Source organism: Gracilibacillus sp. Marseille-QA3620, assembly GCF_054950035.1.
Map to the genome: position 1 here is coordinate 1,402,953 of NZ_CM143102.1, position 24,142 is coordinate 1,427,094.

The 24,142-nt window shown below is 45.1% G+C and carries 22 protein-coding genes and 1 other annotated feature; of the genes, 21 read left to right on the forward strand and 1 reads right to left on the reverse strand.

Annotated features, from left to right (window positions below):
- Nucleotides 1–61: 61 nt before the first annotated feature.
- The 21 genes from pgeF to ACY8DX_RS07235 all read left to right on the forward strand — a co-directional run bounded on the left by pgeF (nt 62) and on the right by ACY8DX_RS07235 (nt 21,326).
- The gene (gene pgeF, locus ACY8DX_RS07135) at nt 62–883 is read left to right on the forward strand and encodes a peptidoglycan editing factor PgeF (protein WP_053103762.1); all 822 of its coding nucleotides are present in this window, start codon (nt 62–64) and stop codon (nt 881–883) included.
- A 5-nt stretch (nt 884–888) separates the two neighbouring features.
- A complete protein-coding gene (locus tag ACY8DX_RS07140; protein ID WP_049671501.1) occupies nt 889–1,563 on the forward strand; it encodes a YggS family pyridoxal phosphate-dependent enzyme in 675 nt (224 codons plus the stop codon).
- Nucleotides 1,564–1,579: 16 nt separating this feature from the next.
- Nucleotides 1,580–2,035, forward strand: coding sequence for a cell division protein SepF (locus tag ACY8DX_RS07145; RefSeq protein ID WP_049671500.1), 456 nt, complete (start codon nt 1,580–1,582; stop codon nt 2,033–2,035).
- A gap of 8 nt (nt 2,036–2,043) precedes the next feature.
- Nucleotides 2,044–2,304, forward strand: a complete 261-nt coding sequence (locus ACY8DX_RS07150; protein ID WP_049671499.1) for a YggT family protein — start codon at nt 2,044–2,046, stop codon at nt 2,302–2,304.
- A 61-nt stretch (nt 2,305–2,365) separates the two neighbouring features.
- A complete protein-coding gene (locus ACY8DX_RS07155) occupies nt 2,366–3,139 on the forward strand; it encodes a YlmH family RNA-binding protein (protein WP_049671498.1) in 774 nt (257 codons plus the stop codon).
- 86 nt (nt 3,140–3,225) lie between these two features.
- Entirely contained in the window at nt 3,226–3,735 is a 510-nt protein-coding gene (locus ACY8DX_RS07160; RefSeq protein WP_049671497.1) for a DivIVA domain-containing protein, read from the forward strand.
- A 62-nt stretch (nt 3,736–3,797) separates the two neighbouring features.
- Nucleotides 3,798–4,042 (forward strand) — a binding site (T-box leader).
- A gap of 72 nt (nt 4,043–4,114) precedes the next feature.
- Nucleotides 4,115–6,889 carry an isoleucine--tRNA ligase gene (ileS, locus tag ACY8DX_RS07165; RefSeq protein ID WP_462406453.1) on the forward strand — a complete coding sequence of 925 codons (2,775 nt, stop codon included), beginning with the start codon at nt 4,115–4,117 and terminating at the stop codon, nt 6,887–6,889.
- Nucleotides 6,890–7,031: 142 nt separating this feature from the next.
- Nucleotides 7,032–7,520 (forward strand): signal peptidase II, encoded by a 489-nt coding sequence (gene lspA / locus ACY8DX_RS07170; RefSeq protein ID WP_462406905.1) that lies wholly within the window; start codon nt 7,032–7,034, stop codon nt 7,518–7,520.
- The gene (locus ACY8DX_RS07175; protein WP_049671495.1) at nt 7,495–8,409 is read left to right on the forward strand and encodes an RluA family pseudouridine synthase; all 915 of its coding nucleotides are present in this window, start codon (nt 7,495–7,497) and stop codon (nt 8,407–8,409) included. Before lspA ends, ACY8DX_RS07175 begins: the two co-directional genes overlap by 26 nt.
- 188 nt (nt 8,410–8,597) lie before the next feature.
- On the forward strand, nt 8,598–9,137 hold the full coding sequence (gene pyrR, locus ACY8DX_RS07180) for a bifunctional pyr operon transcriptional regulator/uracil phosphoribosyltransferase PyrR (RefSeq protein WP_049671494.1): 540 nt from the start codon (nt 8,598–8,600) through the stop codon (nt 9,135–9,137).
- Nucleotides 9,138–9,260: 123 nt separating this feature from the next.
- Nucleotides 9,261–10,568, forward strand: a complete 1,308-nt coding sequence (gene uraA, locus ACY8DX_RS07185; RefSeq protein WP_049671493.1) for a uracil permease — start codon at nt 9,261–9,263, stop codon at nt 10,566–10,568.
- Nucleotides 10,569–10,762: 194 nt separating this feature from the next.
- Complete coding sequence (locus ACY8DX_RS07190; RefSeq protein WP_049671492.1) at nt 10,763–11,701, forward strand: aspartate carbamoyltransferase catalytic subunit; 939 nt, start codon at nt 10,763–10,765, stop codon at nt 11,699–11,701.
- Nucleotides 11,664–12,950 (forward strand): dihydroorotase, encoded by a 1,287-nt coding sequence (locus ACY8DX_RS07195; protein WP_462406454.1) that lies wholly within the window; start codon nt 11,664–11,666, stop codon nt 12,948–12,950. Before ACY8DX_RS07190 ends, ACY8DX_RS07195 begins: the two co-directional genes overlap by 38 nt.
- Nucleotides 12,947–14,038, forward strand: coding sequence for a carbamoyl phosphate synthase small subunit (locus ACY8DX_RS07200; protein ID WP_049671490.1), 1,092 nt, complete (start codon nt 12,947–12,949; stop codon nt 14,036–14,038). Before ACY8DX_RS07195 ends, ACY8DX_RS07200 begins: the two co-directional genes overlap by 4 nt.
- Nucleotides 14,035–17,247, forward strand: a complete 3,213-nt coding sequence (gene carB, locus ACY8DX_RS07205) for a carbamoyl-phosphate synthase large subunit (protein ID WP_462406455.1) — start codon at nt 14,035–14,037, stop codon at nt 17,245–17,247. The genes ACY8DX_RS07200 and carB overlap by 4 nt, the downstream gene beginning before the upstream one ends.
- Complete coding sequence (locus ACY8DX_RS07210) at nt 17,247–18,005, forward strand: dihydroorotate dehydrogenase electron transfer subunit (protein ID WP_269431804.1); 759 nt, start codon at nt 17,247–17,249, stop codon at nt 18,003–18,005. The genes carB and ACY8DX_RS07210 overlap by 1 nt, the downstream gene beginning before the upstream one ends.
- Nucleotides 18,005–18,949, forward strand: a complete 945-nt coding sequence (locus ACY8DX_RS07215) for a dihydroorotate dehydrogenase (protein ID WP_049671487.1) — start codon at nt 18,005–18,007, stop codon at nt 18,947–18,949. The genes ACY8DX_RS07210 and ACY8DX_RS07215 overlap by 1 nt, the downstream gene beginning before the upstream one ends.
- On the forward strand, nt 18,921–19,634 hold the full coding sequence (gene pyrF / locus ACY8DX_RS07220) for an orotidine-5'-phosphate decarboxylase (protein ID WP_439803423.1): 714 nt from the start codon (nt 18,921–18,923) through the stop codon (nt 19,632–19,634). The genes ACY8DX_RS07215 and pyrF overlap by 29 nt, the downstream gene beginning before the upstream one ends.
- Nucleotides 19,631–20,257, forward strand: coding sequence for an orotate phosphoribosyltransferase (pyrE, locus tag ACY8DX_RS07225; protein WP_049671485.1), 627 nt, complete (start codon nt 19,631–19,633; stop codon nt 20,255–20,257). Before pyrF ends, pyrE begins: the two co-directional genes overlap by 4 nt.
- A gap of 145 nt (nt 20,258–20,402) precedes the next feature.
- Nucleotides 20,403–20,672 carry an autorepressor SdpR family transcription factor gene (locus ACY8DX_RS07230; RefSeq protein WP_439803405.1) on the forward strand — a complete coding sequence of 90 codons (270 nt, stop codon included), beginning with the start codon at nt 20,403–20,405 and terminating at the stop codon, nt 20,670–20,672.
- A 15-nt stretch (nt 20,673–20,687) separates the two neighbouring features.
- A complete protein-coding gene (locus ACY8DX_RS07235; protein ID WP_462406456.1) occupies nt 20,688–21,326 on the forward strand; it encodes an SdpI family protein in 639 nt (212 codons plus the stop codon).
- A 1,000-nt stretch (nt 21,327–22,326) separates the two neighbouring features.
- Here ACY8DX_RS07235 and ACY8DX_RS07240 read toward each other — a convergent pair.
- Nucleotides 22,327–24,033 (reverse strand): Rqc2 family fibronectin-binding protein, encoded by a 1,707-nt coding sequence (locus ACY8DX_RS07240; RefSeq protein WP_462406906.1) that lies wholly within the window; start codon nt 24,031–24,033, stop codon nt 22,327–22,329.
- Nucleotides 24,034–24,142 lie beyond the last annotated feature (109 nt).

Consider the following 24,142-nt stretch of genomic DNA (forward strand, 5'->3'; position numbering starts at 1 on the left):
GTAATAGAGCGCAAAACGACGGTTTATGATAAAATAAAAGAAAAAGTCAAGGAGTTTACCAGTGGAACCGTTTGTACAAACATCTGAATCAATTTTGTCCATTACACCTTGGATTGCTGATTGTCCCTCACTTACGGCAGGATTTACGACGAAGCACGGGGGAGTCAGCAAAGGGCCTTTTCATTCAATGAATCCGGCTTTTCATGTTCATGATTTAGCCGATGATGTTGTAAGGAATCGAAAAATAGTGGCAAATAGCATACATATGCCCGCTGAGCGCTGGGCAGGAGCTGAACAGACACATGAAACGAATATTGCTAAAATAACGGCTGAAGAAGCCGGGTTGGGCGCTTTGGACTATGATACGGCACTAAAGCGGACAGATGGCATGTATACTAGTGAATCCGGCATTTTATTGACGCTTTTATTTGCTGATTGTGTACCGGTGTTCTTTTTCGCCCCTAAGCATCACCTAGTCGGCGCAGCACATGCCGGCTGGAAAGGAACCGTAGGAGGAATCTCTGCTGCCATGGTCGAAAAATGGACAAAGGTGGAGGGAGTGCCTGTTGAAGATATATTTGTCGCAATCGGACCTTCTATTTGCCCAAAATGTTACATGGTCGACAAAAAAATAATTGACTTATTGGAGCTAATACTAGAAGAAGAGACAAAAACCGCTTATAATCAAATTACAGACACACAATTCGCGCTTGATTTAAAAAAGGCCAACGCGTTAATTCTTCGTAAATCCGGTATCTTAAAAGAGAACATCATCACAACAAGGTTCTGTACAAGCTGCGACGAACAGCTCTTTTTCTCCCATCGCAGGGATAAAGGGAAAACTGGGCGAATGATGGGCTTTATTGGCTTTAAGGAGGAATAGACGCAATGGATGTAGCAAGCAATCTACATAATATTGAAAAGCGCATCAATGAGGCGGCGGCACGGGCAGGACGTAATCCCAAAGAGGTGAAGATCATTGCCGTGACGAAATACGTCACAGCCGAACGTGCCAAAGAAGCGTATGAAGCAGGAATCCATCATCTTGGGGAAAACCGCTCTGAGGGTATACTCGCTAAACGCGATTCTTTTGACGAACAGCCAGTATGGCATTTCATCGGCTCGCTTCAATCAAGAAAGGTCAAAAGCATCATCGATAAAGTAAATGTGATTCATTCGCTTGACCGTATCTCCCTTGCTGAAGAGATTCAAAAAAGGGCAGAGAAGCCTGTCGATTGTCTCGTACAGGTCAATGTCAGCGGAGAAGATACTAAACATGGAATAACCCCTCAAGAAACAATAGAATTTGTTAAACAACTTGCAAGTTTTGATAAAATCAGGGTAATAGGATTAATGACAATGGCTCCGTTAACCGATAATAAAGCTGAAATACGACAATGTTTCAGAGATTTGAAAGAACTGCAGGTCCAAATACAAAATTTATTGTTGCCATATGCCCCTTGCCACGAATTGTCGATGGGAATGTCAAATGATTTTGAGATTGCCGTTGAAGAAGGTTCAACCATGGTCAGAATTGGAACTGCTCTGGTAGGGAATGAATAAAAGAGAGGTGTAAAATATGTCAATCGTATCTAAAGTGAAAACTTTTTTTGCTCTTGATGATGAAGAATATGAATATGAAGAAGAATATGTGCAAGAAAAAGAAGAAGCAACTCCAATGAAAACAACAAATAAAGCAGTGAACCAAGCGCATAAACAGCAAAATGTCGTAAGTTTACAAAGCATCCAGAAATCATCGAAATTAGTTCTGCTTGAGCCTCGGGCGTATGCCGATGCTCAGGAGATTGCCGACCATCTCAAGAACCGCCGCGGGGTTGTTGTTAACCTGCAACGGATTTCTCCTGATCAGGCTCGCCGTATCGTAGACTTTTTAAGCGGTACCGTCTATGCAATTGCTGGGGATATTCAGCGTATCGGCTCTAATATCTTTTTATGTACTCCTGAGAATGTTGATGTTTCTGGTTCGATTTCCGGCTATGCGCAAGAGGATGAGCTGGAGGATGTAAGGTGGTAGTTAAATAAATGAGTCTAATTATTAATATTCTAGGTTCTTTAATAGAAATATACAGCTGGGCATTAATTATTTATATTTTAATGTCTTGGTTCCCAGGTGCACGGGAGTCGAGCATTGGCTCATTCCTTGCCCGTATTTGTGAGCCGTTCCTTGAGCCATTTAGAAGGATTGTTCCGCCGCTTGGCATGATTGATTTATCTCCATTAGTGGCTATTATCGTTTTAAATTTGGCAGGCCAAGGAATTTACGCTTTACAATTTTATTTCTAAAACTGTAAGCTCCCGCTGAAAAAGGCTTGGGAGCTTTTGTTTTTCGGCAAGGAGGACCAATATGGATATTTATCAGCATTTTCGTCCAGAGGAGAAGGACTTTATCGATCAAGTGCTCGGCTGGGCTGATCAGGTAAGGGAACAATATGCACCTAAATTGACTGATTTCCTGAATCCGCGTGAGGCAGAAATCATTCGTATGCTCATTGGAAAAGGGGGAGATGTACTCGTTTCCTTTTTCGGAGGGGCACCTCATGCGGAAAGGAAGCGCGCGATGATTTATCCGGACTATTATACACCGGAGGAGGAAGACTATGAGATTGCTTTCTATCAGTTGTCCTATCCATCCAAATTCACGACGATTGATCATCGCCAAGTACTAGGGACGCTGATGTCACTTGGGTTAAAGAGGGAAATGTATGGTGATATATGGGTTGAGGGAGAAACGGTTCAATTTGCGGTCGCGAAGACAGTGTCGCCTTATATGGAAGCTAATTTGACAAAGGTCGGCAATGTAGGTGTGAAATGTGAATCAATCAACCATGAGAAAATCATTGACGTAACGGAGACTTGGAGGGAGGCGGCGATCACGTCATCATCACTGCGTTTAGATACTATTATCGCAAATGCGGCCTCATTCTCCCGTCAAAAAAGCCAGCTGTTGATCGGGCAAGGCCGTGTCAAGGTGAACCATCGTCAGATTGAATCCCCCTCCTACGAATTGAAGCAAGGTGATATTCTTTCCATAAGAGGAACAGGCCGGATGAAACTTCTTTCTATTGAGGGGAAAACAAAAAAGGATAAATGGAAAGTTGTCATAGGATTACAAAAATAATTGAGAAATTCACAGGATTATCACCATTCGTGTCGAAAGCATAGTATAATAATATAGATAAGACTTAGTATTCGGAGGTGCAGTATATGCCATTATCACCGCTAGACATACATAATAAGGAATTCGGCAGAGGATTCCGCGGTTACGATGAAGACGAAGTAAATGAATTCCTCGACCAGATTATTAAGGATTATGAATTGGTCATTAGAGAAAAGAAGGAACTCGAAGACAAAGTTGTAGAATTGGAACAGCGCCTTGAGCACTTCTCGACCATTGAGGAGACTTTGAATAAATCCATCGTGATTGCACAGGAAGCAGGAGAGGATGTTAAACGCAACTCTCAAAAAGAAGCGAAGCTCATCATGAAGGAAGCCGAAAAGAACGCTGACCGTATTGTAAATGAAGCTCTCTCTAAAGCAAGAAAGATCGCTATTGAGATTGAAGATTTGAAAAAGCAATCAAAAGTATTCAGAATGCGCTTTAAAATGCTCGTTGAGGCTCAGCTTGACCTCTTAAACAGCGAGGATTGGGATAAGCTTTTGAAATATGATGTCGATGCAACCGAGCTTAATATTAATTTAGAAGAAGAAATGTAAGGACCTCTTGACTTTTGAGGTCATAATTGAATATAATACCTTAACGAATCAATTGAAAATATCACAAAACGAAGACGGGAACAGTACATCAGCCAATCTTTTTTAGCGAGCCGGGAAGGGTGGGAGCCTGGTAAAAGACGCTGCATGGAAGATCATCCCCGAGTCCTCTTTCGAAATCCTTTCTTGATTAGGTGAGTAGGATGAGGCGAGTCATTCACGTTACGAATTCCAAGCGGAATATTATTCTGACCAGAATGGTATTCTATAAGGGTGGTACCGCGGAAATTCAAGCCTTTTCGTCCCTTTACCGGGATGGAAGGGCTTTTTGTATTTTAAAAAGATTCTAACAGATTGTAGAATCTCGACTGGAGTGAATGGAATGGAATTAAAAGACACGTTATTAATGCCGAAGACAGAATTCCCAATGCGCGGGAATCTGCCAAACAGAGAACCTCAAATGCAAGAAAAATGGAATGAAGAAGATATCTACAAACAAGTGCAGGAACGCACGAAAGACCTTCCAAAGTTTGTCCTTCATGATGGCCCTCCATATGCAAATGGGAATATCCATATTGGGCATGCAATGAACAAAATTCTGAAAGACTTCATCGTCCGCTATAAGTCTATGAGCGGCTTTAATGCCCCATATGTACCTGGCTGGGACACACATGGTCTTCCAATTGAAACGGCCCTAACTAAAAATAAAAAAGTGAACCGCAAGGAAATGTCTATTGCTGAATTCCGTAAGCTTTGTGAGGAATATGCCTACACACAAATCCATAATCAGCGTGAACAATTCAAGCGCCTTGGCGTTAGAGGGGATTGGGAAAATCCTTATATTACCTTAAAGCCTGAATATGAGGCTGAGCAAATCAAGGTATTCGGTGATATGGCGAAGAAAGGCTATATTTATAAAGGCCTTAAGCCGGTATATTGGTCCCCGTCAAGTGAATCTGCACTTGCTGAGGCAGAAATTGAATATCATGATAAGAAATCAGCATCCATCTATGTAGCCTTTGATGTAAAGGATGGAAAAGGCGTGGTGCCTGAGGATGCAAAATACATCATCTGGACAACAACCCCTTGGACCATTCCGGCGAACCTTGGTATCTCCGTACACCCTCGCTTAAACTATGTGGTTGTAAACGTAGAAGGGACTCGCTATATTGTGGCAGAAGCTCTATTGCCTTCTGTGAAGGAAACGTTAGGCTGGGAAACAGCTGAGGTAGAGAAAACCGTTAAAGGAAGCGAGCTTGAATACACGGTTGCTAAGCATCCTTTATATGGCCGTGATTCCCTCGTTATGAACGGAGAGCATGTTACGACTGATGCTGGTACTGGCTGCGTACACACCGCTCCAGGCCACGGGGAAGATGACTTTATGATCGGTCAGAAATACAATCTAGGCGTACTTGCTCCAGTGGATGAGAAAGGTCATATGACAGCTGAAGCTCCAGGGTTTGAAGGCTTGTTCTATGATAAAGCAAATAAAGCAATCACTGATAAGCTGGCTGAAAATGGCGCATTGCTAAAACTAGATTTCATCACACACTCCTACCCGCATGACTGGAGAACGAAAAAACCGACCATCTTCCGTGCTACGGATCAATGGTTTGCTTCAATTGATCAAATCAGGGAGCAGCTGCTTGACCAAATCAAGGCAACGAAATTTGTTCCAGCATGGGGCGAAACGCGTCTATTCAATATGGTACGCGACCGCGGTGACTGGTGTATTTCCCGTCAGCGTGCATGGGGCGTTCCGATTCCGGTCTTCTATGCAGAAAACGGGGATGCGATTATTACAGATGAAACGATTGAGCATGTAGCCCAATTATTCAAAGAGCACGGGTCTACTGTCTGGTTCGAAAGAGAGGCGAAGGATCTTCTTCCTGAAGGCTTCACTCATGAGGGCAGCCCGAACGGTAAATTTACAAAAGAAACGGATATCATGGATGTTTGGTTTGACTCCGGTTCTTCTCATCAATCAGTCCTAGAGGCAAGAGAAGATCTCGTCAGACCAGCTGATTTATACCTTGAAGGCTCTGACCAATACCGCGGCTGGTTCAACTCTTCCTTGACGACGGCTGTAGCTGTTACAGGAAAGGCGCCGTACAAAGGCATTCTATCCCACGGGTTCACACTTGATGGAGAAGGCCGTAAGATGAGTAAATCACTTGGTAATACAATCGATCCATTGAAAGTTATCCAGCAAATGGGGGCAGATATCCTCCGTCTATGGGTAGCATCTGTTGATTATCAAGCAGATGTGCGTGTGTCTGATAATATCTTGAAGCAAGTTTCTGAAGTGTACCGCAAAATCAGAAATACATTCCGCTTCCTATTAGGAAACTTGAATGGATTCAATGCTGCTAGTGATGCAGTAAGCTATGAAAACCTTCGTGAAGTGGATCAATATATGCTGATCAAGCTAAACCGTTTAGTGGAGCAAGTACAAAACGGCTATGATCGTTATCAATTTGCTGATGTCTATCACGGAATCAATAATTTCTGTACGCAGGACTTAAGCTCCTTCTACCTGGATTATGCGAAAGATATCCTCTATTGTGATGCTGAAGCAAGCACTGGCAGAAGAGCCATCCAAACGGTTCTGCACGAATGCTTAATTAAGCTTGTGAAAATGATTGCCCCAATTCTTCCGCATACAGCTGATGAGGTATGGGCATTCATCGATGATGCAGCAGAAAAAAGCGTACAATTGACAGATATGCCATCTGTTGAAACCTATGAGAATGCTCAGGCTATTGAAGAGAAATGGGATCGCTTCATGGATCTTCGTGATGATGTCCTGAAGGCATTAGAAGAAGCGCGTAATGCAAAAGTAATCGGTAAGTCACTCAATGCGAAAGTGACGCTCTACCTTGGCGAAGAAATGAAAGAATTGCTCGCTGACATTCATGAAAGTCTTGAGCAGTTATTCATCGTTTCGAAAGTGGAGCTTGCCGGCTCTGTATATGAGGCACCAGAAAATGCTCTTAAATTGGAGCATGCCGCAATTCTGATTGAAAAAGCGGAAGGCGAAACATGTGAACGCTGCTGGAATATCAGCGGATTGGTTGGCAAAGTTGAGAAGCATCCAACGTTATGTGAGAGATGCGCAACTGTGGTAGATGCTGAATATCCGGAATTAGGATAAGGATGTAGAAACATTTAGGCCCTTTTCTTTATGCGGAAAGGGCCTATCTGTTTGTCCAGGTTCGTTTTTTATGGAAGGGTATGCTACAATTTTTATGCGTAGTCAGGACATTATAAGCAGGCAGGGGGGCGTTTGTAAGGTGTTGCGTTTATATTACGGAATAGCCTTGGCAATCATACTGGTCGATCAAATAACGAAATGGATGATTGTGAAATATATGGAGTACGGGGAAAGCATCCCTGTCATTGAGAACATCTTCTACATTACATCGCATCGCAACCGGGGAGCGGCGTGGGGCATCCTGCAAGGGCAGATGTGGTTCTTTTATATCGTGACAGCTGTTGTCATCGTTGGGATTATCTATTATATCAAGAAATATGCTGGTGATAAGCTGACAGGGGTATCCCTTGGTCTCATATTAGGAGGCGCTGTCGGGAACTTCATCGACCGCTTGTTCAGGCAAGAGGTAGTGGACTTTTTCCACGTGTATATTTTTTCATACAGCTTCCCGGTATTCAATGTGGCAGATGCATCCTTATGTGTAGGTGTCGTCTTATTGATTATCGCGATGTTTATGGAAGAAAGAAGAGTTAAGGAGTTAACGAATGGACAATCAAAAGATCAAAATTAATGAAGAACAAAAAGGGCAAAGGCTTGATAAGATCCTTTCCCTTATCAATGAAGAATGGTCCCGCTCACAGGTGCAGCAATGGATCAAGTCCGGAAATGTAACGGTAAATGGGGCTTCCTCTAAGGCGAATTATAAATGCCAGGAGGGCGATGAGATTGAGGTAACGATTGAGGAGCCGGAAGAGCTTGATATTGTGGCTGAAGATATCCCGCTTGATATTTACTATGAGGATGCAGATGTCATCGTTGTGAATAAGCCGAAAGGAATGGTCGTGCATCCTGCGCCGGGTCACACAGGCGGTACACTTGTGAATGCGCTGATGTACCATTGCAAGGATTTATCAGGCATTAATGGGGTAATGCGCCCAGGTATCGTTCACCGGATTGACAAGGATACATCAGGCCTATTAATGGTCGCGAAGAATGATATGGCCCATGAGAAATTGGTCAAACAGCTCCAAGAGAAAACAGTGACCAGAAAGTATAAGGCGCTTGTTCATGGAGTTATTCCTCATGATGCCGGTACGATTGACGCTCCTATCGGACGTGATAAACGCGATCGTCAAAGCATGACCGTAACGGATGAAAACTCCCGTCATGCAGTCACTCATTTCCATGTGCTTGAGCGGTTCCGTGATTTCACGTTTGTGGAATGTCAGCTTGAAACGGGAAGAACACACCAAATCCGTGTCCATATGAAATATATTGGTTACCCGCTTGCAGGCGATCCGAAGTATGGACCAAGAAAAACAGTTGATTTAAATGGACAGGCTCTTCATGCAGGTGTGCTTGGATTTGTCCATCCGCGGACAGAGGAGTATTTAGAATTTGAAGCCCCTCTGCCTGAATACTTTGTCGAATTTTTGGATACTTTACGAATAGATCGTTGACAAGTACAACGTATGAGGGTATGATATACCTAATTGAATAAGTCCTTTAATACAGTCCAGAGAGGCTGAAAAGGTACGTGATGATACTTGAACATGGAGAAATACTGTATTTTTCTATGATGATTGCGATCTGAATCCTTTTGCCTCTGGCAAAAGGATTTTTTATTTTCTCAGAAAGGATGCTTCGTATGATAGAAAAAGCAACATTGCTTGATGACAAGGCTATTGCGAGATCGTTAACGAGGATTGCCCATGAGATTATTGAGAGGAACAAGGGCGTGCAGGATTGTGTGCTTATTGGAATCAAGACGCGCGGCATTTTCCTTGCGAAACGGCTTGAACAGCGAATTGCAGAAATCGAAGGAACAAAGATTCCTGTCGGGGAACTGGATATTACGCTTTATCGTGATGACTTAACGAAGAACACGGAAAGCGGAGAACCTGAAGTAAAAGGAAGCGATGTATCCTTCTCGATTGAGGATAAAAAAGTCATCCTTGTGGATGACGTACTCTACACGGGACGAACGGTCCGGGCCGCGCTCGATGCGCTTGTTGACCTAGGGCGGCCGAGCCAAATACAATTGGCCGTATTGGTTGACAGAGGCCACCGGGAATTGCCTATTCGTGCAGATTATGTAGGTAAGAATATTCCTACTGCCAAGAATGAAAAAATCGTTGTAAAGCTTAAAGAAATGGATGGCGGCGAACAGGTTGCCATTTATGAATAAACATCCTTTTTAATTGCAGTCCAGAGAGGCTTGCAAAGAGGAGAGTTCAGTAAAAATTAAATGATGCTTGAATTCTTCTCCTCGAAACAACTTGTTTTTTCTTAATTCAGAGGAGGATTACAAATGGAATCGAATGAAACAACCCAAAAACCTGCGAACATCCGGCTTGATGTCCAGGAAAAACCAACACCAAGACAATGGCTTACCTTGAGTTTGCAACATTTATTTGCAATGTTCGGCTCAACCGTGCTTGTTCCCATTTTGACAGGGCTTGATCCGGGAATTGCCTTATTAACAAGTGGTATTGGTACGCTCGCATACCTCTTGATCACGAAAGGACAAATTCCTGCTTATCTTGGTTCATCGTTTGCCTTTATTGCTCCGATTGTGCTCTTAAATGAGAACAGCGGGGTAGGCTCGGCACTCGTCGGCGGGTTCTTGATTGGGATTATCTACGCACTTGTTGCCTTACTGGTCAAGGCTGTAGGTCCGGGAACGATTCTGAAATTCCTTCCGCCTATCGTAGTCGGACCGGTTATTATGGTCATTGGACTTGGTCTTGCTTCAACAGCCGTGAATATGGCTATGTATGAGGACTCAACAGCAAAAGTGCTGGTTTATAGTTCAAAGCACTTTACGATTGCACTAATTACACTGGGCATTACCCTTTTCTGCTCAGTTGCTTTTAAAAACTTTCTGTCGCTCATCCCTGTATTGCTGGGGATTGTCGGCGGGTACATCGCATCCTTATTCTTTGGAATCGTTGATTTCCAAAAGGTAATCGATGCACCTTGGTTCCAAATACCAAATTTCACAGTCCCGTTTGTGGATTACACTCCACATTTAACTTGGGAGATTATTCTGATTATGGTACCGATTGCGATTGTTCCAATCTCGGAGCATATCGGAGACCAATTGGTGCTTAGCAAGATTGCTGGAAAGAATTTTGTTGAAAAACCTGGTTTGCACCGTTCTTTATTCGGTGACGGTATCTCCATTATGATTGCCTCATGTCTTGGAGGACCGCCGAATACCACATATGGTGAAAATATCGGGGTTATGGCTCTGACTCGCGTCTTCAGTGTTTATGTCATTGGAGGAGCAGCTGTATTCGCCATCGCCTTCGGGTTCATCGGCAAAATTTCAGCACTGATCCACTCTATTCCTTCTGCGGTTATGGGCGGAGTATCCATCTTGCTATTCGGAATTATCGCTTCAAGCGGGCTGAGAATGTTGATTGACAGCAAAGTTGATTTGTCTGTCAACAGAAATTTGGTCATATCATCCGTCATCTTAATCATTGGTGTCGGTGGAGCATTCCTCAAACTAACGGAGAATGCTTCCATCTCCGGCATGGCTCTTGCTGCCATCGTCGGTGTCATACTAAATCTTATATTGCCTGGAAGAGAGAAAACGTCAACTGAACAATAGAGCAGATTGAGCATTTTCAAAAAGCAGGGATAAAGATTAAGGTAAGACAAATCCAATGATGCAGGAGGATTTGTACCTTATCAAAGGCCCTGATTCGTATTAATTCGAATGAGGGCCTTTTTTTGAAAAGATTCATTGGCAAAAATCTATCGACAATAGTAAGAAAATAGATAAGAGTGGGAAGGATGAGAAAGATGAAACATTTGTTGACGATGAATGATTTATCAATCGAAGAGATTATGCAGCTACTGTCAGACGCGGAGCAATTTGCAAAAGGTGAAACATGGCAGCCAAAGAGACCATACTTCATATCCAACCTTTTCTTTGAACCGAGTACAAGAACGAAATCAAGCTTTGAAATGGCTGAAAGAAAATTAGGCTTGGAAATCATTCCTTTTGAAGCCCATACATCTAGTGTTTTAAAGGGTGAGACCCTCTACGATACAGTCAAAACGTTAGAGTCAATCGGAGTTGATTCAGTCGTTATTCGGCATACTGAAGATAATTACTTTGCCAAATTAATACAAGATGGTGTATATTTATCCATAATGAATGCTGGTGATGGATGTGGTCACCATCCTACACAGTGTTTATTGGATCTACTGACAATTAAACAGGAATTTGGCCAATTCAAAGGACTGAAGGTCGCTATTACAGGTGATATCAGACATAGCCGGGTAGCGCGCTCCAATGCAGAAACATTAAGGAGGCTCGGTGCAGAAGTTGTCTTCTCAGGTCCAGAAAACTGGGCAACGATTAATGGCTCCGATATTCCGTACGAACCAATTGACAGAGCTGTAAAAACAGCGGATGTGTTCATGCTGCTCAGAATCCAGCACGAACGCCATTCAGTTGAAATGCCATTGACAAAGGAAGAATATCTCGACCATTATGGACTAACATTTGAAAGAGAAAGCCAAATGAAACAAAATTGCATAATTATGCACCCTGCACCAGTGAATAGGGGAGTGGAGATTGACAGCGCCCTTGTTGAATGTAAAAGATCAAGAATCTTCAAACAGATGGAGAACGGTGTATACGCAAGAATGGCAGCGTTAAAAAACAGCATCGAGCATAAGGAAGGAGCAGGTCTAAATGAAACTATGTATACGAAATGCCAAATTGTTGGCTGAGGATCAAACTCTCGTCAAAACCAATATTGTTATAGAGGACGGCATTATCCAAGAAATAGGGAGTAATGTGGACACAGAGGGTGCTGAATATATGGATGCTAATGGCTGTCTTCTTTCACCAGGGTTCGTGGACTTGCATGTCCATTTGCGTGAACCCGGCGGAGAGAAGAAGGAGACGATTGAGACTGGCACGATGGCAGCTGCCAAGGGCGGATTCACGACTGTCGCGGCTATGCCGAATACTCGTCCTGTTCCAGATACACCGACGCAAATGAATTGGCTGACTAATAGAATCAAAGATAAAGCAGCAGTACGTGTTCTCCCCTATGCCTCTATCACCATTCGAGAACTTGGGCAGGAGCTAACTGACTTTGAAGGGCTGAAGGAAGCTGGAGCCTTTGCTTTCACAGATGACGGTGTCGGTGTCCAGTCTGCAGATATGATGCTTCAAGCGATGAAAAAGGCAGCGGCGATCGACATGCCGATTGTAGCTCATTGCGAGGAGAATACACTCATCCATGGCGGATGTGTCCATGAGGGAACGTATTCTGCTAAACATAACCTGCCGGGCATCCCTTCTATATGTGAATCGGTGCAAATCGCTCGTGATTGTCTGCTGGCAGAAGCGGCCCGCTGCCATTATCATGTGTGCCATATTAGTACGAAGGAATCCGTCAGAAGCGTACGTGATGCGAAGAGAGCGGGTATTCATGTAACAGCTGAAGTAACTCCCCATCATCTCTTGCTCTCAGAGAATGATATTGCCGGGGAGGACACCAATTATAAAATGAATCCGCCGCTCAGAGGGGCTGATGACCAGCAAGCTTTAATAGAAGGACTGCTTGATGGAACGATTGACTTCATTGCAACCGATCACGCTCCCCATACTGAGGAGGAGAAAGCGCAAGGAATGAAGCTTTCGCCATTTGGGATTGTGGGACTTGAAACAGCGTTCCCTCTTCTCTATACAAATCTAGTGAAAAAAGGCGTGCTGACTCTGCAGCAATTAATTGATTTCTTAACCATTAAACCTGCAGAAGCGTTTAATCTTACATATGGAAAATTAGAAAAGGGAGCACCGGCTGATCTTGTCTTGCTGGATTTGGAAAGCGAGCATGAAATCAATCCGGAGGAATTCCTCTCTAAAGGTAAAAACACCCCGTTTGCAGGCTGGAAATGCCAAGGATGGCCGGTAATGACGATGGTCGAAGGAAAAGTGGTTTGGCAGAAAGGAAGAATGCTAGTATGAAAAGACAATTAATCCTAGAAGACGGCACCATCATGATTGGTGAGGCATTCGGCGGAGAAATAGATAAAATTGGCGAAGTCGTTTTTAACACGGGAATGACTGGCTATCAAGAAATTCTATCCGATCCATCCTATTGCGGACAAATCATTACAATGACCTATCCGCTGATTGGGAATTACGGAATTAATCGCGATGATTTTGAATCCATCATGCCTAGTTTGGCGGGCTTGATTGTCAAAGAGGTTGCTGACTTTCCTTCCAATTGGAGAAGCGGCTTCTCATTGGATGAATATATGAAAATCAAGAATATTCCTGGAATCTCTGGGATTGATACACGTAAATTGACACGAATGATTCGGGAAAGAGGAACGGTAAAAGGGGTTATTTGCTCGATTACGAAGGACCCTGAAATGATGCTTCATCAAGTAAGAGCAACCGTACTTCCGAAAAACCAAGTACAAAAAGTTTCTACGAAGAAGCCTTATCCAAGCCCAGGTCGCGGCCATCGTGTCGTAGTTGTTGACTTTGGCATGAAGCATGGCATCCTTCGGGAATTAAATAACCGCGGCTGTGATGTGATTGTTGTACCGCATAACACAACTGCTGAAGAAATCATGACCTTATGTCCAGACGGCATTATGCTCACAAATGGACCTGGAGACCCGGAAAATGTTCCAGAGGCTATCGAAATGATTAAGGAAGTCCTTGGAAAGGTGCCTTTGTTCGGAATTTGTTTAGGGCATCAATTATTCGCTCTTGCCTGCGGGGCAGAGACGGAAAAAATGAAATTTGGACATAGGGGCTCCAATCACCCTGTTAAGGATCTTCGTACAGGAAAGGTTGCACTCACCTCCCAAAATCATGGCTATACCGTTAACCCTGATTCTGTCATCGGAACGGAAATGGAAATCACTCATATTGCCTTAAACGATGGAACAGTTGAGGGACTGAAGCATAAAGAGTTTGATGCTTTTACCGTTCAATATCACCCTGAAGCATCTCCAGGACCAGAGGATGCGAATTACTTGTTCGACCAATTTATCACGATGATTGAACAGGCTAAATTGAAGGAGGCAGCAGCACTATGAGTAAACGTACAGATATCAAATCCATCCTAGTCATCGGTTCCGGTCCAATCGTTATTGGGCAGGCAGCTGAATTTGATTATGCTGGGACCCAGGCCTGCCTCGCACTGAAAGAAGAAGGATACCGAGTCATCCTGGTCAATTCCAATCCGGCTACGATTATGACTGATACGGAAATTGCCGATGCCGTCTACATAGAACCCTTGACGTTAGAGTTTGTCAGCAAGATTATCCGCAAGGAAAGACCGGATGCTCTTGTTCCGACGCTTGGCGGCCAAACAGGCTTAAACCTCGCTGTTGAACTGGCGAAATCAGGTGTGCTTGAAGAGTGCGGCGTCGAGATTCTTGGCACGAAGCTTTCTGCCATTGAACAGGCTGAAGACAGGGACTTGTTTAGAAGTCTCATGAATGAACTTGGTGAACCTGTACCAGACAGTGAAATTATTCATACATTGGAGGAAGCACTGGCATTTGTTGAAATAGTCGGATACCCAGTCATCGTTCGTCCTGCCTATACGCTTGGCGGTACGGGAGGCGGTATCTGTACAAATGAAACAGAGCTGCGTGAAATCGTAGCAAATGGCCTTAAAAGCAGTCCTGTAACTCAATGCTTGCTTGAGAAGAGCATTGCCGGATTCAAGGAAATTGAATACGAGGTCATGCGCGATTCCAATGATAACGCAATTGTCGTATGTAATATGGAAAATATCGACCCGGTTGGCATCCATACGGGAGATTCCATTGTTGTCGCACCTAGCCAAACCTTAAGCGACCGTGAATACCAGCTGCTTAGAAATGCCTCATTGAAAATTATTCGTGCCCTAAAGATTGAAGGAGGCTGTAATGTTCAGCTGGCGCTTGACCCGCATAGCTTTAACTACTACATCATAGAGGTTAATCCGCGCGTAAGTCGTTCTTCTGCTCTAGCATCAAAAGCAACTGGATACCCAATTGCTAAGCTTGCAGCTAAAATTGCTGTCGGCTTAACGCTGGATGAGATGATCAACCCCGTTACAGGCAGAACCTATGCCAGCTTTGAACCAGCCCTTGATTATGTGGTCACGAAAATTCCAAGATGGCCATTTGATAAATTTGAAGAAGGAAATCGTATCCTTGGCACGCAAATGAAAGCAACGGGAGAAGTCATGGCTATTGGACGCAATCTTGAGGAGTCCCTTCTAAAAGCGATCCGTTCTCTTGAAGCGGGAATCCTGCACTTTGAGCTGCCAGGCGGAAGTATGGTAAGTGATGAGGAAATAGAGAAGCAAATCAAGGTAGCGACAGATGAACGCTTGTTCTACCTTGCAGAAGGATTGAAGCGAGGTTTATCCATTGAGACCATTCATGACTGGTGCAAAATTGACCTGTTCTTCCTTTACAAATTCCAAAAAATCGTTCAAATGGAAAGCAGGCTGAAGGAATCTCCGTTCAATCAAGAGGTTTGCCGAGAGGCGAAGAAAATCGGCTTCTCCGATTTTGCCTTGGCGAATCTTTGGGGCTGTACGGAGCTGGACGTTTACAATTGGAGAAAAGAAAAGGAAATTCGCCCGGTTTATAAAATGGTTGATACATGTGCGGCAGAATTTGAGTCAGAGACACCATACTTCTATTCCACCTATGAGGAAGAAAACGAATCTCTTGTGACAGACAAGAAGAGTGTGGTCGTGCTTGGGTCCGGCCCAATTCGCATCGGCCAAGGGGTAGAGTTTGACTATGCAACCGTTCATTCTGTCTGGGCCATTAAAGAAGCCGGATATGAGGCCATTATCATTAACAGCAACCCTGAGACGGTTTCGACTGACTTCAGTATCTCCGATAAATTATACTTTGAGCCGCTCACAATTGAGGACGTTATGAATGTCATAGATTTAGAGAAGCCAGAGGGTGTCATCGTCCAATTTGGCGGACAGACAGCGATTAATCTTGCTTCTGCCTTAGTTGAACGCGGCATCAAGATTCTTGGAACATCTTTAGAGGATGTTGACCGCTCAGAAAACCGGGATATGTTCGAGCATGCCCTGTCTGAGCTTCATATTCCGCAGCCGCTTGGGAAAACGGCGATGTCTGTTGAAGAAGCCGTCGCGGTCGCTGAGTCAATCGGCTATCCAATCCTTGTGCGTCCATCCTATGTTCTCGGCGGACGGGCGATGGAGATTGTCGACCATAAGGAAGAATTGCTTCATTATATGAAGAACGCCGTTAAGGTCAATCCGAAGCATCCGGTCTTGATTGATCGGTACCTAACAGGAAAAGAGATTGAAGTTGATGCCATTTCAGACGGCGAAACAGTCGTCATTCCAGGCATTATGGAGCATATCGAAAGAGCAGGGGTACACTCTGGAGACTCCATCGCTGTCTATCCGCCGCAAAGCATAACGAAAGCTATCAAGGACCGCATTGTGGATTACACGATCAAGCTAGCTAAAGGGCTAAACATCATTGGATTGTTCAATATTCAATATGTTGTATCCAATAATGAAGTGTATGTCATCGAAGTCAACCCGCGTTCAAGCCGGACGGTGCCTTTCTTGAGTAAGATCACGAATGTGCCGATGGCCAACTTGGCGACGAAAGTCATCCTTGGACAAAAGCTTGCTGATCATGGCTTTGAAAACGGCATGGTTGAAGAAAAAGCAGGTGTATACGTAAAAGCACCGGTCTTCTCATTTGCTAAGCTGCGCCAGGTTGAAATAACGCTTGGACCTGAAATGAAGTCTACAGGCGAAGTCATGGGCAAAGATGATACACTCCAAAAAGCACTGTATAAAGCCTTGGTTGCCTCAGGCATCCATATTAAGCAGCATGGCTCAGTCCTCCTCACAGTTGCTGATAAGGATAAGAAAGAAGCGGTTAAACTAGCCAGCCGATTCCATGAAATCGGATATCGTTTGCTTGCAACGAGCGGAACTGCTCAAGTGCTGGCAGATGCAGGCATCCCATGCTCCGTAGTCGGCAAAATAGGCGGCCCTGAACCGAATCTATTGAACATTATTCAGGATGGAAATGCACAATTGGTCATCAATACATTGACAAAAGGCAAGCAGCCGGAGCGTGACGGGTTCAGAATTCGCCGTGAATCTGTTGAGAATGGAATCCCATGCTTGACCTCACTTGATACAGCCAATGCCATTCTTACTGTGCTTGAATCCATGACATTCTCAAGCTCGCCTATGAACCAAATGGAAAAAACGCGGGAGGCAGTAAATCTATGATTGGGCAGCAGCAGATGACGGTCATCAGCCAGACCTTACTTGCTCCGAATATTTATGAATTGACGATGGAGGGGACACTTGTCTCCTCCATGACAATGCCCGGACAATTCGTCCATATTAAAGTATCCGACTCATATGACCCATTGTTGAGAAGACCTATCAGCATTTGCCAGATTGATCAAGAATCATCCCGGTTCACGGTTGTATACCGGGCGGAAGGAAAAGGAACAAAGCGCTTAGCTGAGAAGAAAGCCGGTGAGAAAGTGGATGTACTCGGGCCGCTTGGTAATGGTTTTTCACCGGAAGAGGTGGAGCCGGGAGGCAAGGCTTTATTAATCGGCGGAGGCATTGGAATTCCTCCCCTCCTCCAGCTTTCAAGAGAGCTGGGTGCGAATGGAGTCAAGGTAACCCATATACTTGGTCTCCGCACGGCTGTGGATGTTTTTTATGAAGAAACGTTCAAGGAGCTGGGTGATACGGTTATTACGACGGAGGATGGATCGAAAGGAATTAAGGGTTTTGTGACAAGTGTAGACCTGTTGGAAGAATATGATGCGATTTATACATGCGGCCCAACTCCCATGCTAAAAGCGGTTATGCAAAAGTATGCAGGGAAAAAGGTATTCATTTCTCTAGAGGAGCGCATGGGCTGCGGAATTGGCGCATGCTTTGCCTGTGTGTGCAAGACACCTGATGGTGGATATAAGAAGATTTGCAGTGATGGACCTGTATTCCGTTCAGAGGAGGTATTGATTTAATGACAAGCCCATTAACGATTGAACTGCCCGGACTGAAGTTGAAGAACCCAATCATGCCGGCGTCTGGATGCTTTGGATTTGGCCGGGAATTCGCAAATCTTTATGATTTGAGCAAGCTCGGTGCCATCATGATTAAATCAACCACCCTCGAACCGCGCTTTGGAAACCCGACTCCTCGTGTAGCGGAAACCAATGCCGGCATGCTGAACGCAATTGGGCTGCAGAATCCAGGATTGCAAAAGGTGATGGATGAGGAGCTGCCATGGCTTCAATCATTTGATGTCCCCATCATTGCCAATGTAGCCGGTACGGCCATGGAGGATTATGTGGAGACCGCAAAGGAGATCAGCCAAGCGCCCAACGTACATGCACTCGAACTCAATATTTCCTGTCCGAATGTGAAATGCGGCGGCATTCAATTTGGAACAGATCCAGAGACTGCAAAGGAATTGACGAAAGCGGTCAAAGGGGTATCAGACGTACCTGTCTATGTGAAATTATCACCGAATGTCAGTGACATCGTATCGATTGCGAAGGCGGTTGAGGACGGGGGAGCGGATGGTTTGACAATGATTAATACATTGGTCGGCATGCGCATTGATTTAAAGACAGCGAAACCGGTGTTAGCGAATAAGACAGGTGGGTTGTCCGGCCCAGCCATTAAGCCTGTGGCTATCCGCATGATTCATGATGTTTCACAGAATGTATCCATCCCAATCATCGGAATGGGCGGAATCTCGACCGCAGAGGATGTCGTGGAATTCTTCCTCGCAGGAGCAAGTGCTGTAGCAGTTGGGACAGCAAACTTCGTCAACCCATTTGTCTGCCCGGAAATCATTGACGCTTTGCCTGAATTAGTAGAAGAACTTGGGTATGAGCATATATCAGAATGCACGGGAAGGAGCTGGAAGCGGCATGAACAATACACCGGTTATCGCGCTTGATTTTGCCGGAAAGGAAGAGGCACTGCAATTATTAAAAAGGTTCCCTGATGAGAAGTTAGCGGTGAAGATTGGGATGGAGCTTTATTATGCAGAGGGTCCATCAATCGTGACCGCCATAAAGGAAATGGGCCATGATGTATTTCTGGATCTGAAGCTGCACGATATTCCAAATACGGTCAAAAAGGCGATGGAGCGCCTTGCTGTTCTCGGAGCTGATATGGTCAATGTCCACGCAGCAGGAGGTCAGGCGATGATGGAGGCCGCCTTGGAAGGACTTGATAAGGGGACTTCCGCTGGGAAATGCCGTCCATTATGCATTGCGGTTACCCAACTGACGAGCACGACAGAGTTTCAGATGCAAAAAGAACAATTAATCAAGGAGTCATTGACAGAGAGTGTGCTGCACTACGGCCAGCTGGCAAAGGCAGCCAATTTGGACGGGGTTGTTTGCTCCGTGCATGAAGCGATGGACATACATAAACATATAGGGACGGATTTCCTGACAGTAACCCCGGGAATTCGTCTGGCAAATGATCAAAAAGGTGATCAGAAGCGAATTGCAACACCAGCAGAGGCTAGAAGACAAACGAGCGACTTCATCGTTGTTGGAAGATCAATCACAGCGGCTGAAAATCCGCTTGAAGCCTACCATACAATCTTAAAGGAATGGGAGAGAAACAAATGAACAAACAAACAATCGCTGAACATTTATTAAACATCAAGGCTGTTTCCTTAAAGCCGAATGATCCGTTTACTTGGTCTTCCGGGTTAAAATCTCCCATTTATTGCGATAACCGCCTCACCCTATCTTATCCCGCAGTGCGCAAAGAGATTGCTCAAGGCCTAGCAGAGCTGATTCAGACAAAATTCCCGCAAGCAAAGGTTGTTGCAGGTACAGCAACAGCTGGAATCCCGCATGCCGCATGGGTAAGCGAAATCCTTAACCTTCCAATGGTCTATGTACGCTCCAGCGCAAAAGGCCATGGGAAAGGAAACCAGATTGAAGGAATAGTAAAAGAAGGCGATAAGGTGGTCGTTGTCGAAGATTTGATTTCCACTGGCGGAAGCTCTATTACATGTGTGCAAGCATTGCGAGATGCCGGATGCCATGTTGAAGGAGTCGTCTCAATCTTTACATACGAGCTGGAAAAAGCAACGGCTGCATTTAAGGAAGCAGATATCCCTTATTTCTCGCTAACAGATTTCACTACACTGACTGATGCGGCCAAAGAAAAACAGTCCATCTCAGAAGATGAACTGGAAAGCTTAAGGAAATGGAAAGCCAACCCTGCTGAGTGGGGGAAATAAGAGACCGAAACCGGTGAGCCAAAAAGGGCGCACCGGTTTTTATTTTCTTCCAATTGTCCCTTTACAGCAGGAGATTTATTTAGTAGTATTTAAGTAATTACTTAAATACTTATTTTTTATAAGTAAATTAAAAGCGGGGATCAAGATGAACGATACCTTTAAAGCATTATCAGACCCAACCAGAAGAAAAATTTTGGACCTATTGAAAGACGAGGACTTAACTGCCGGAGAGATTCACCAGCATTTTGACATGTCAAAGCCAAGTATCTCCCAGCATTTGAAGATCTTAAAAGGAGCGGGCCTTGTCCATGACATTAAAAAAGGCCAATATGTCTATTACTCGCTGAACACAACCGTTTTGCAGGAACTGATTTCGTGGGTTTACGATATTACCGGCTCAGAGAAGAAAGACTAAGAGAAAGGGGATACTATGAAAAAACATCTACTATCCATCATCCTGATTGCCATCTCGGCAGCGACATGGCTGGTCTGTTTCCCATCCTTGCCAGAGCAGGTACCGGTTCACTGGGGAGCAGATGGAGCAGACGGCTATCAGCCAAAAGCTATGGCCTTCTTCACCCTGCATGCACTTATGATTGGCATCTACCTCTTTATGACAGCCATTCCGAAGATTGACCCGAAGAAAAAGAATTACAAGTATTTTTCCAAAGCTTACTATGTGACAAACCTCAGTATCGTTATTTTATTCTTTATCATTAATATGCTGATTCTTCTAACCTCTCTTGGGTATGACATCCCAATGAAAAGCTTGGCTGTGCTGCTCGTTGGCCTGCTCTTTCTAGTCATCGGTAATTATATGCAGCAGGCAAAGCAAAACTTCTTCTTCGGCATCCGTACACCGTGGGCATTAATGGATGAAACCAATTGGAGAAAAACACACCGTCTCGGCGGGAGGCTGTTTATGATTGGCGGGGTCATGATCCTGCTGACCTTCTTCCTGCCAGCAAACTATGAAATGTATATCATATTTTCAGTCGTTGCAATGGTCTCCGTTATACCAATGGCATACTCCTATTTATTATTTCGGAAGATAGATAATCAAGGGTAAGAATGACGAGCTCCCGGCTTGAGGCCGGGGGCTCTTTTGTGGTTTTGGAGAGTGGAGGGGGGAGAGGTGTGGGATAAGCCACGCACTACCCACCCTTTCCCCAGGCATTGGGCAGGAAAGGTGGGAAAGGGGTGGGAGGAGTGTGGGAAGAGCCAGGCACTGCCCATGCTTTCCCCAGGCTCGTGGCAGGAAAGGTGGGAAAGGGGTGGGAGAGGTGTGGGATAAGCCAGGCATTGCCCATGCTTTCCCCAGGCATTGGGCAGGAAAGGTGGGAAAGGAGTGGAAGAGGTGGGGGAAGAGCCAGGCATTGCCCATGCTTTCCCCAGGCTCGTGGCAGGAAAGGTGGGGAAGGAGAGGGAGGAGTGTGGGAAGAGCCAGGCATTGCCCATGCTTTCCCCAGGCTCGGGGCAGGAAAGGTGGGAAAGGAGTGGGAGGAGTGTGGGAAGAGCCAGGCATTGCCCATGCTTTACCCAGGCTCGGGGCAGGAAAGGTGGGAAAGGGGTGGGAGAGGTGCGGGATAAGCCAGGCATTGCCCATGCTTCCCCCAGGCTCGGGGCAGGAAAGGTGGGAAAGGAGTGGAAGAGGTGTGGGAAGAGCCAGGCACTCCCCACCCTTACCCCAGGCATTGGGCAGTAAAGGCGGGAAAGGGGTGGGAGAGGTGTGGGATAAGCCACGCACTGCCCATGCTTTACCCAGGCTCGGGGCAGGAAAGGTGGGAAAGGGGTGGGAGAGGTGCGGGATAAGCCAGGCACTCCCCACCCTTTCCCCAGGCATTGGGCAGGAAAGGTGGGAAAGGGGTGGGAGAGGTGCGGGATAAGCCAGGCATTGCCCATGCTTCCCCCAGACTTCGAGTAGGAAAGCTGGGACTGGAGTGGGATAAGTCTGGGTCAAGCAACGCCCCCTGCCTCTATTCCGCAAATGAGACAAGAAAAACCCTTCTCATCCGCCAAATAAAAAAGATGCCTCTCTACTACAGGAGGCATCTTTTTTGAAATAATCATTACTTCTTTAATGAAAGCACAAGTTCTTCATCTGGTGTCACATAATATGTTGTTTGATTATCATAGGTGACGAATCCGGGTTTTGCGCCGGCTGGTTTTTTGACATGTCTGATTAAGGTTGAGTCAACTGGTACCTGGCTTGATTGGCGTGCTTTGCTGAAGTAGGCAGCGAGGGTGGCCGCCTCTTTGATTGTCTGGTCCGATGGTTCAGCATCCCGGATGACGACATGGGAGCCTGGGATATCCTTTGTATGGAACCAGAGGGCATTCTTTGGTGCAAGCCGGTTGGTCAGGTATTCATTTTGCTTGTTGTTTTTACCGACGAGAATTTCGGTGCCGTCACTTGAGACATAGGTGTCGAGTGTTGGTTTCAAGTCTTTTTTCTTGCTGCCTTTTTTGCTGACGCGCTTCTTGACGTAGCCGCCTTCCTCGAGTTCCTCGCGAATCTCCAATAAGTCCCTTGGGGAAGCGGTGTTCATTTGGTGAATGAGATTATCGAGATAATCGATTTCTTTTTTCGTGAGCTCGATTTGTTCGTTTACATAGCTGACGGATTTTTTCGCCTTTTGGTATTTGGCGAAATATTTTTGAGCATTCTCGGATGGTGTAAGCCGTTCGTTCAACTCAATCGTGAGGCTCGGCTGGTTTTCATCATAGAAGTCGATAACCTCTGCTTGCTTCATGCCTTTTTTCAAGGCGTATATATGGCTTGTGATCAGCTCGCCGTATTTCTTGAAGATTTCTGCCTTTTCAGAATCAGCAAGTGTTTCCTCGAGCTTTAGCAATTTCTTCTCATTTTTTTCTTTTTCGTTTTGCAGGAGACGTTCAAGGTCATGGGCTTGCTGTTTAACGCGGTCCCTGTCTGCCTTTTGGAAATAGAAGCGGTCGAGGAGCTCGCTTAATGAGTCATAATGCTTTTTTGAGCCTTTTACATGTTCTAGATCAAGGAGGTAGAAGGCTTCCTTCGGCCCGCCGCTGATTAAGGTTGGTTCATATTGATGGGAATCAATCTGCTCCATTACGCTTTTGAAGCTTTCGGGAAGTGTTTCCCTGTTTACCAATCCTGCTCGATACGTAATCTCCTTGGCGAGGAGTGGGGACATCCCTTGAAAGGTTGAAACAAGCTGTTTGTCTAATCGCCCGGCAAAATAATCAAGGTGGGTTAATCCCTTCTCCATGTCTGTCAATGGGCTGAATTTATCCTGCTCAGGCGGAAGAACATATGGGTGGCCAGGCAGCAAGGTCCGGTAGCTGTTTAAGGATGGGGGAACATGCTTGATACAATCAATGATCATGTTCTTTTCCTCATCAACAAGGATGATATTGCTGTGTTTCCCCATAATTTCAATAATCAACAGCTTTGGAGCGAGATCCCCGATTTCGTTACGCCCATTGACCTTAAAGGTTATGAGCCTCTCAAGGCCCGGCTGTTCAATTCTTTCTATAAAATATCCTTCCAAATGCTTGCGAAGCAGCATGCAAAACATTGGGGCGTCTGTTGGGTTTTCATAGCTTTCTCCTGTCAGCTGAACACGCGCATAGCTTGGATGGGCAGAGAGGAGAAGCTTATGGTTTTCTCTTCCGGCTCTGACAACGAGAATTAATTCATTCTTATATGGCTGGTGAATCTTCGTAATTCGTCCGCTTTTGAGCGTGGCGGATAGTTCCTCCGTCATGGCTCTAGTGAAAAATCCGTCAAAGGACATGTCTAACACCTTCTTCATTATGGCAGCTGTGTATCTGCCAGTCTCTTTAAATTTCTATAGCCTAACAAGTATAGCATTTTTCGGGACAACTCTGAATAAACATGTACAA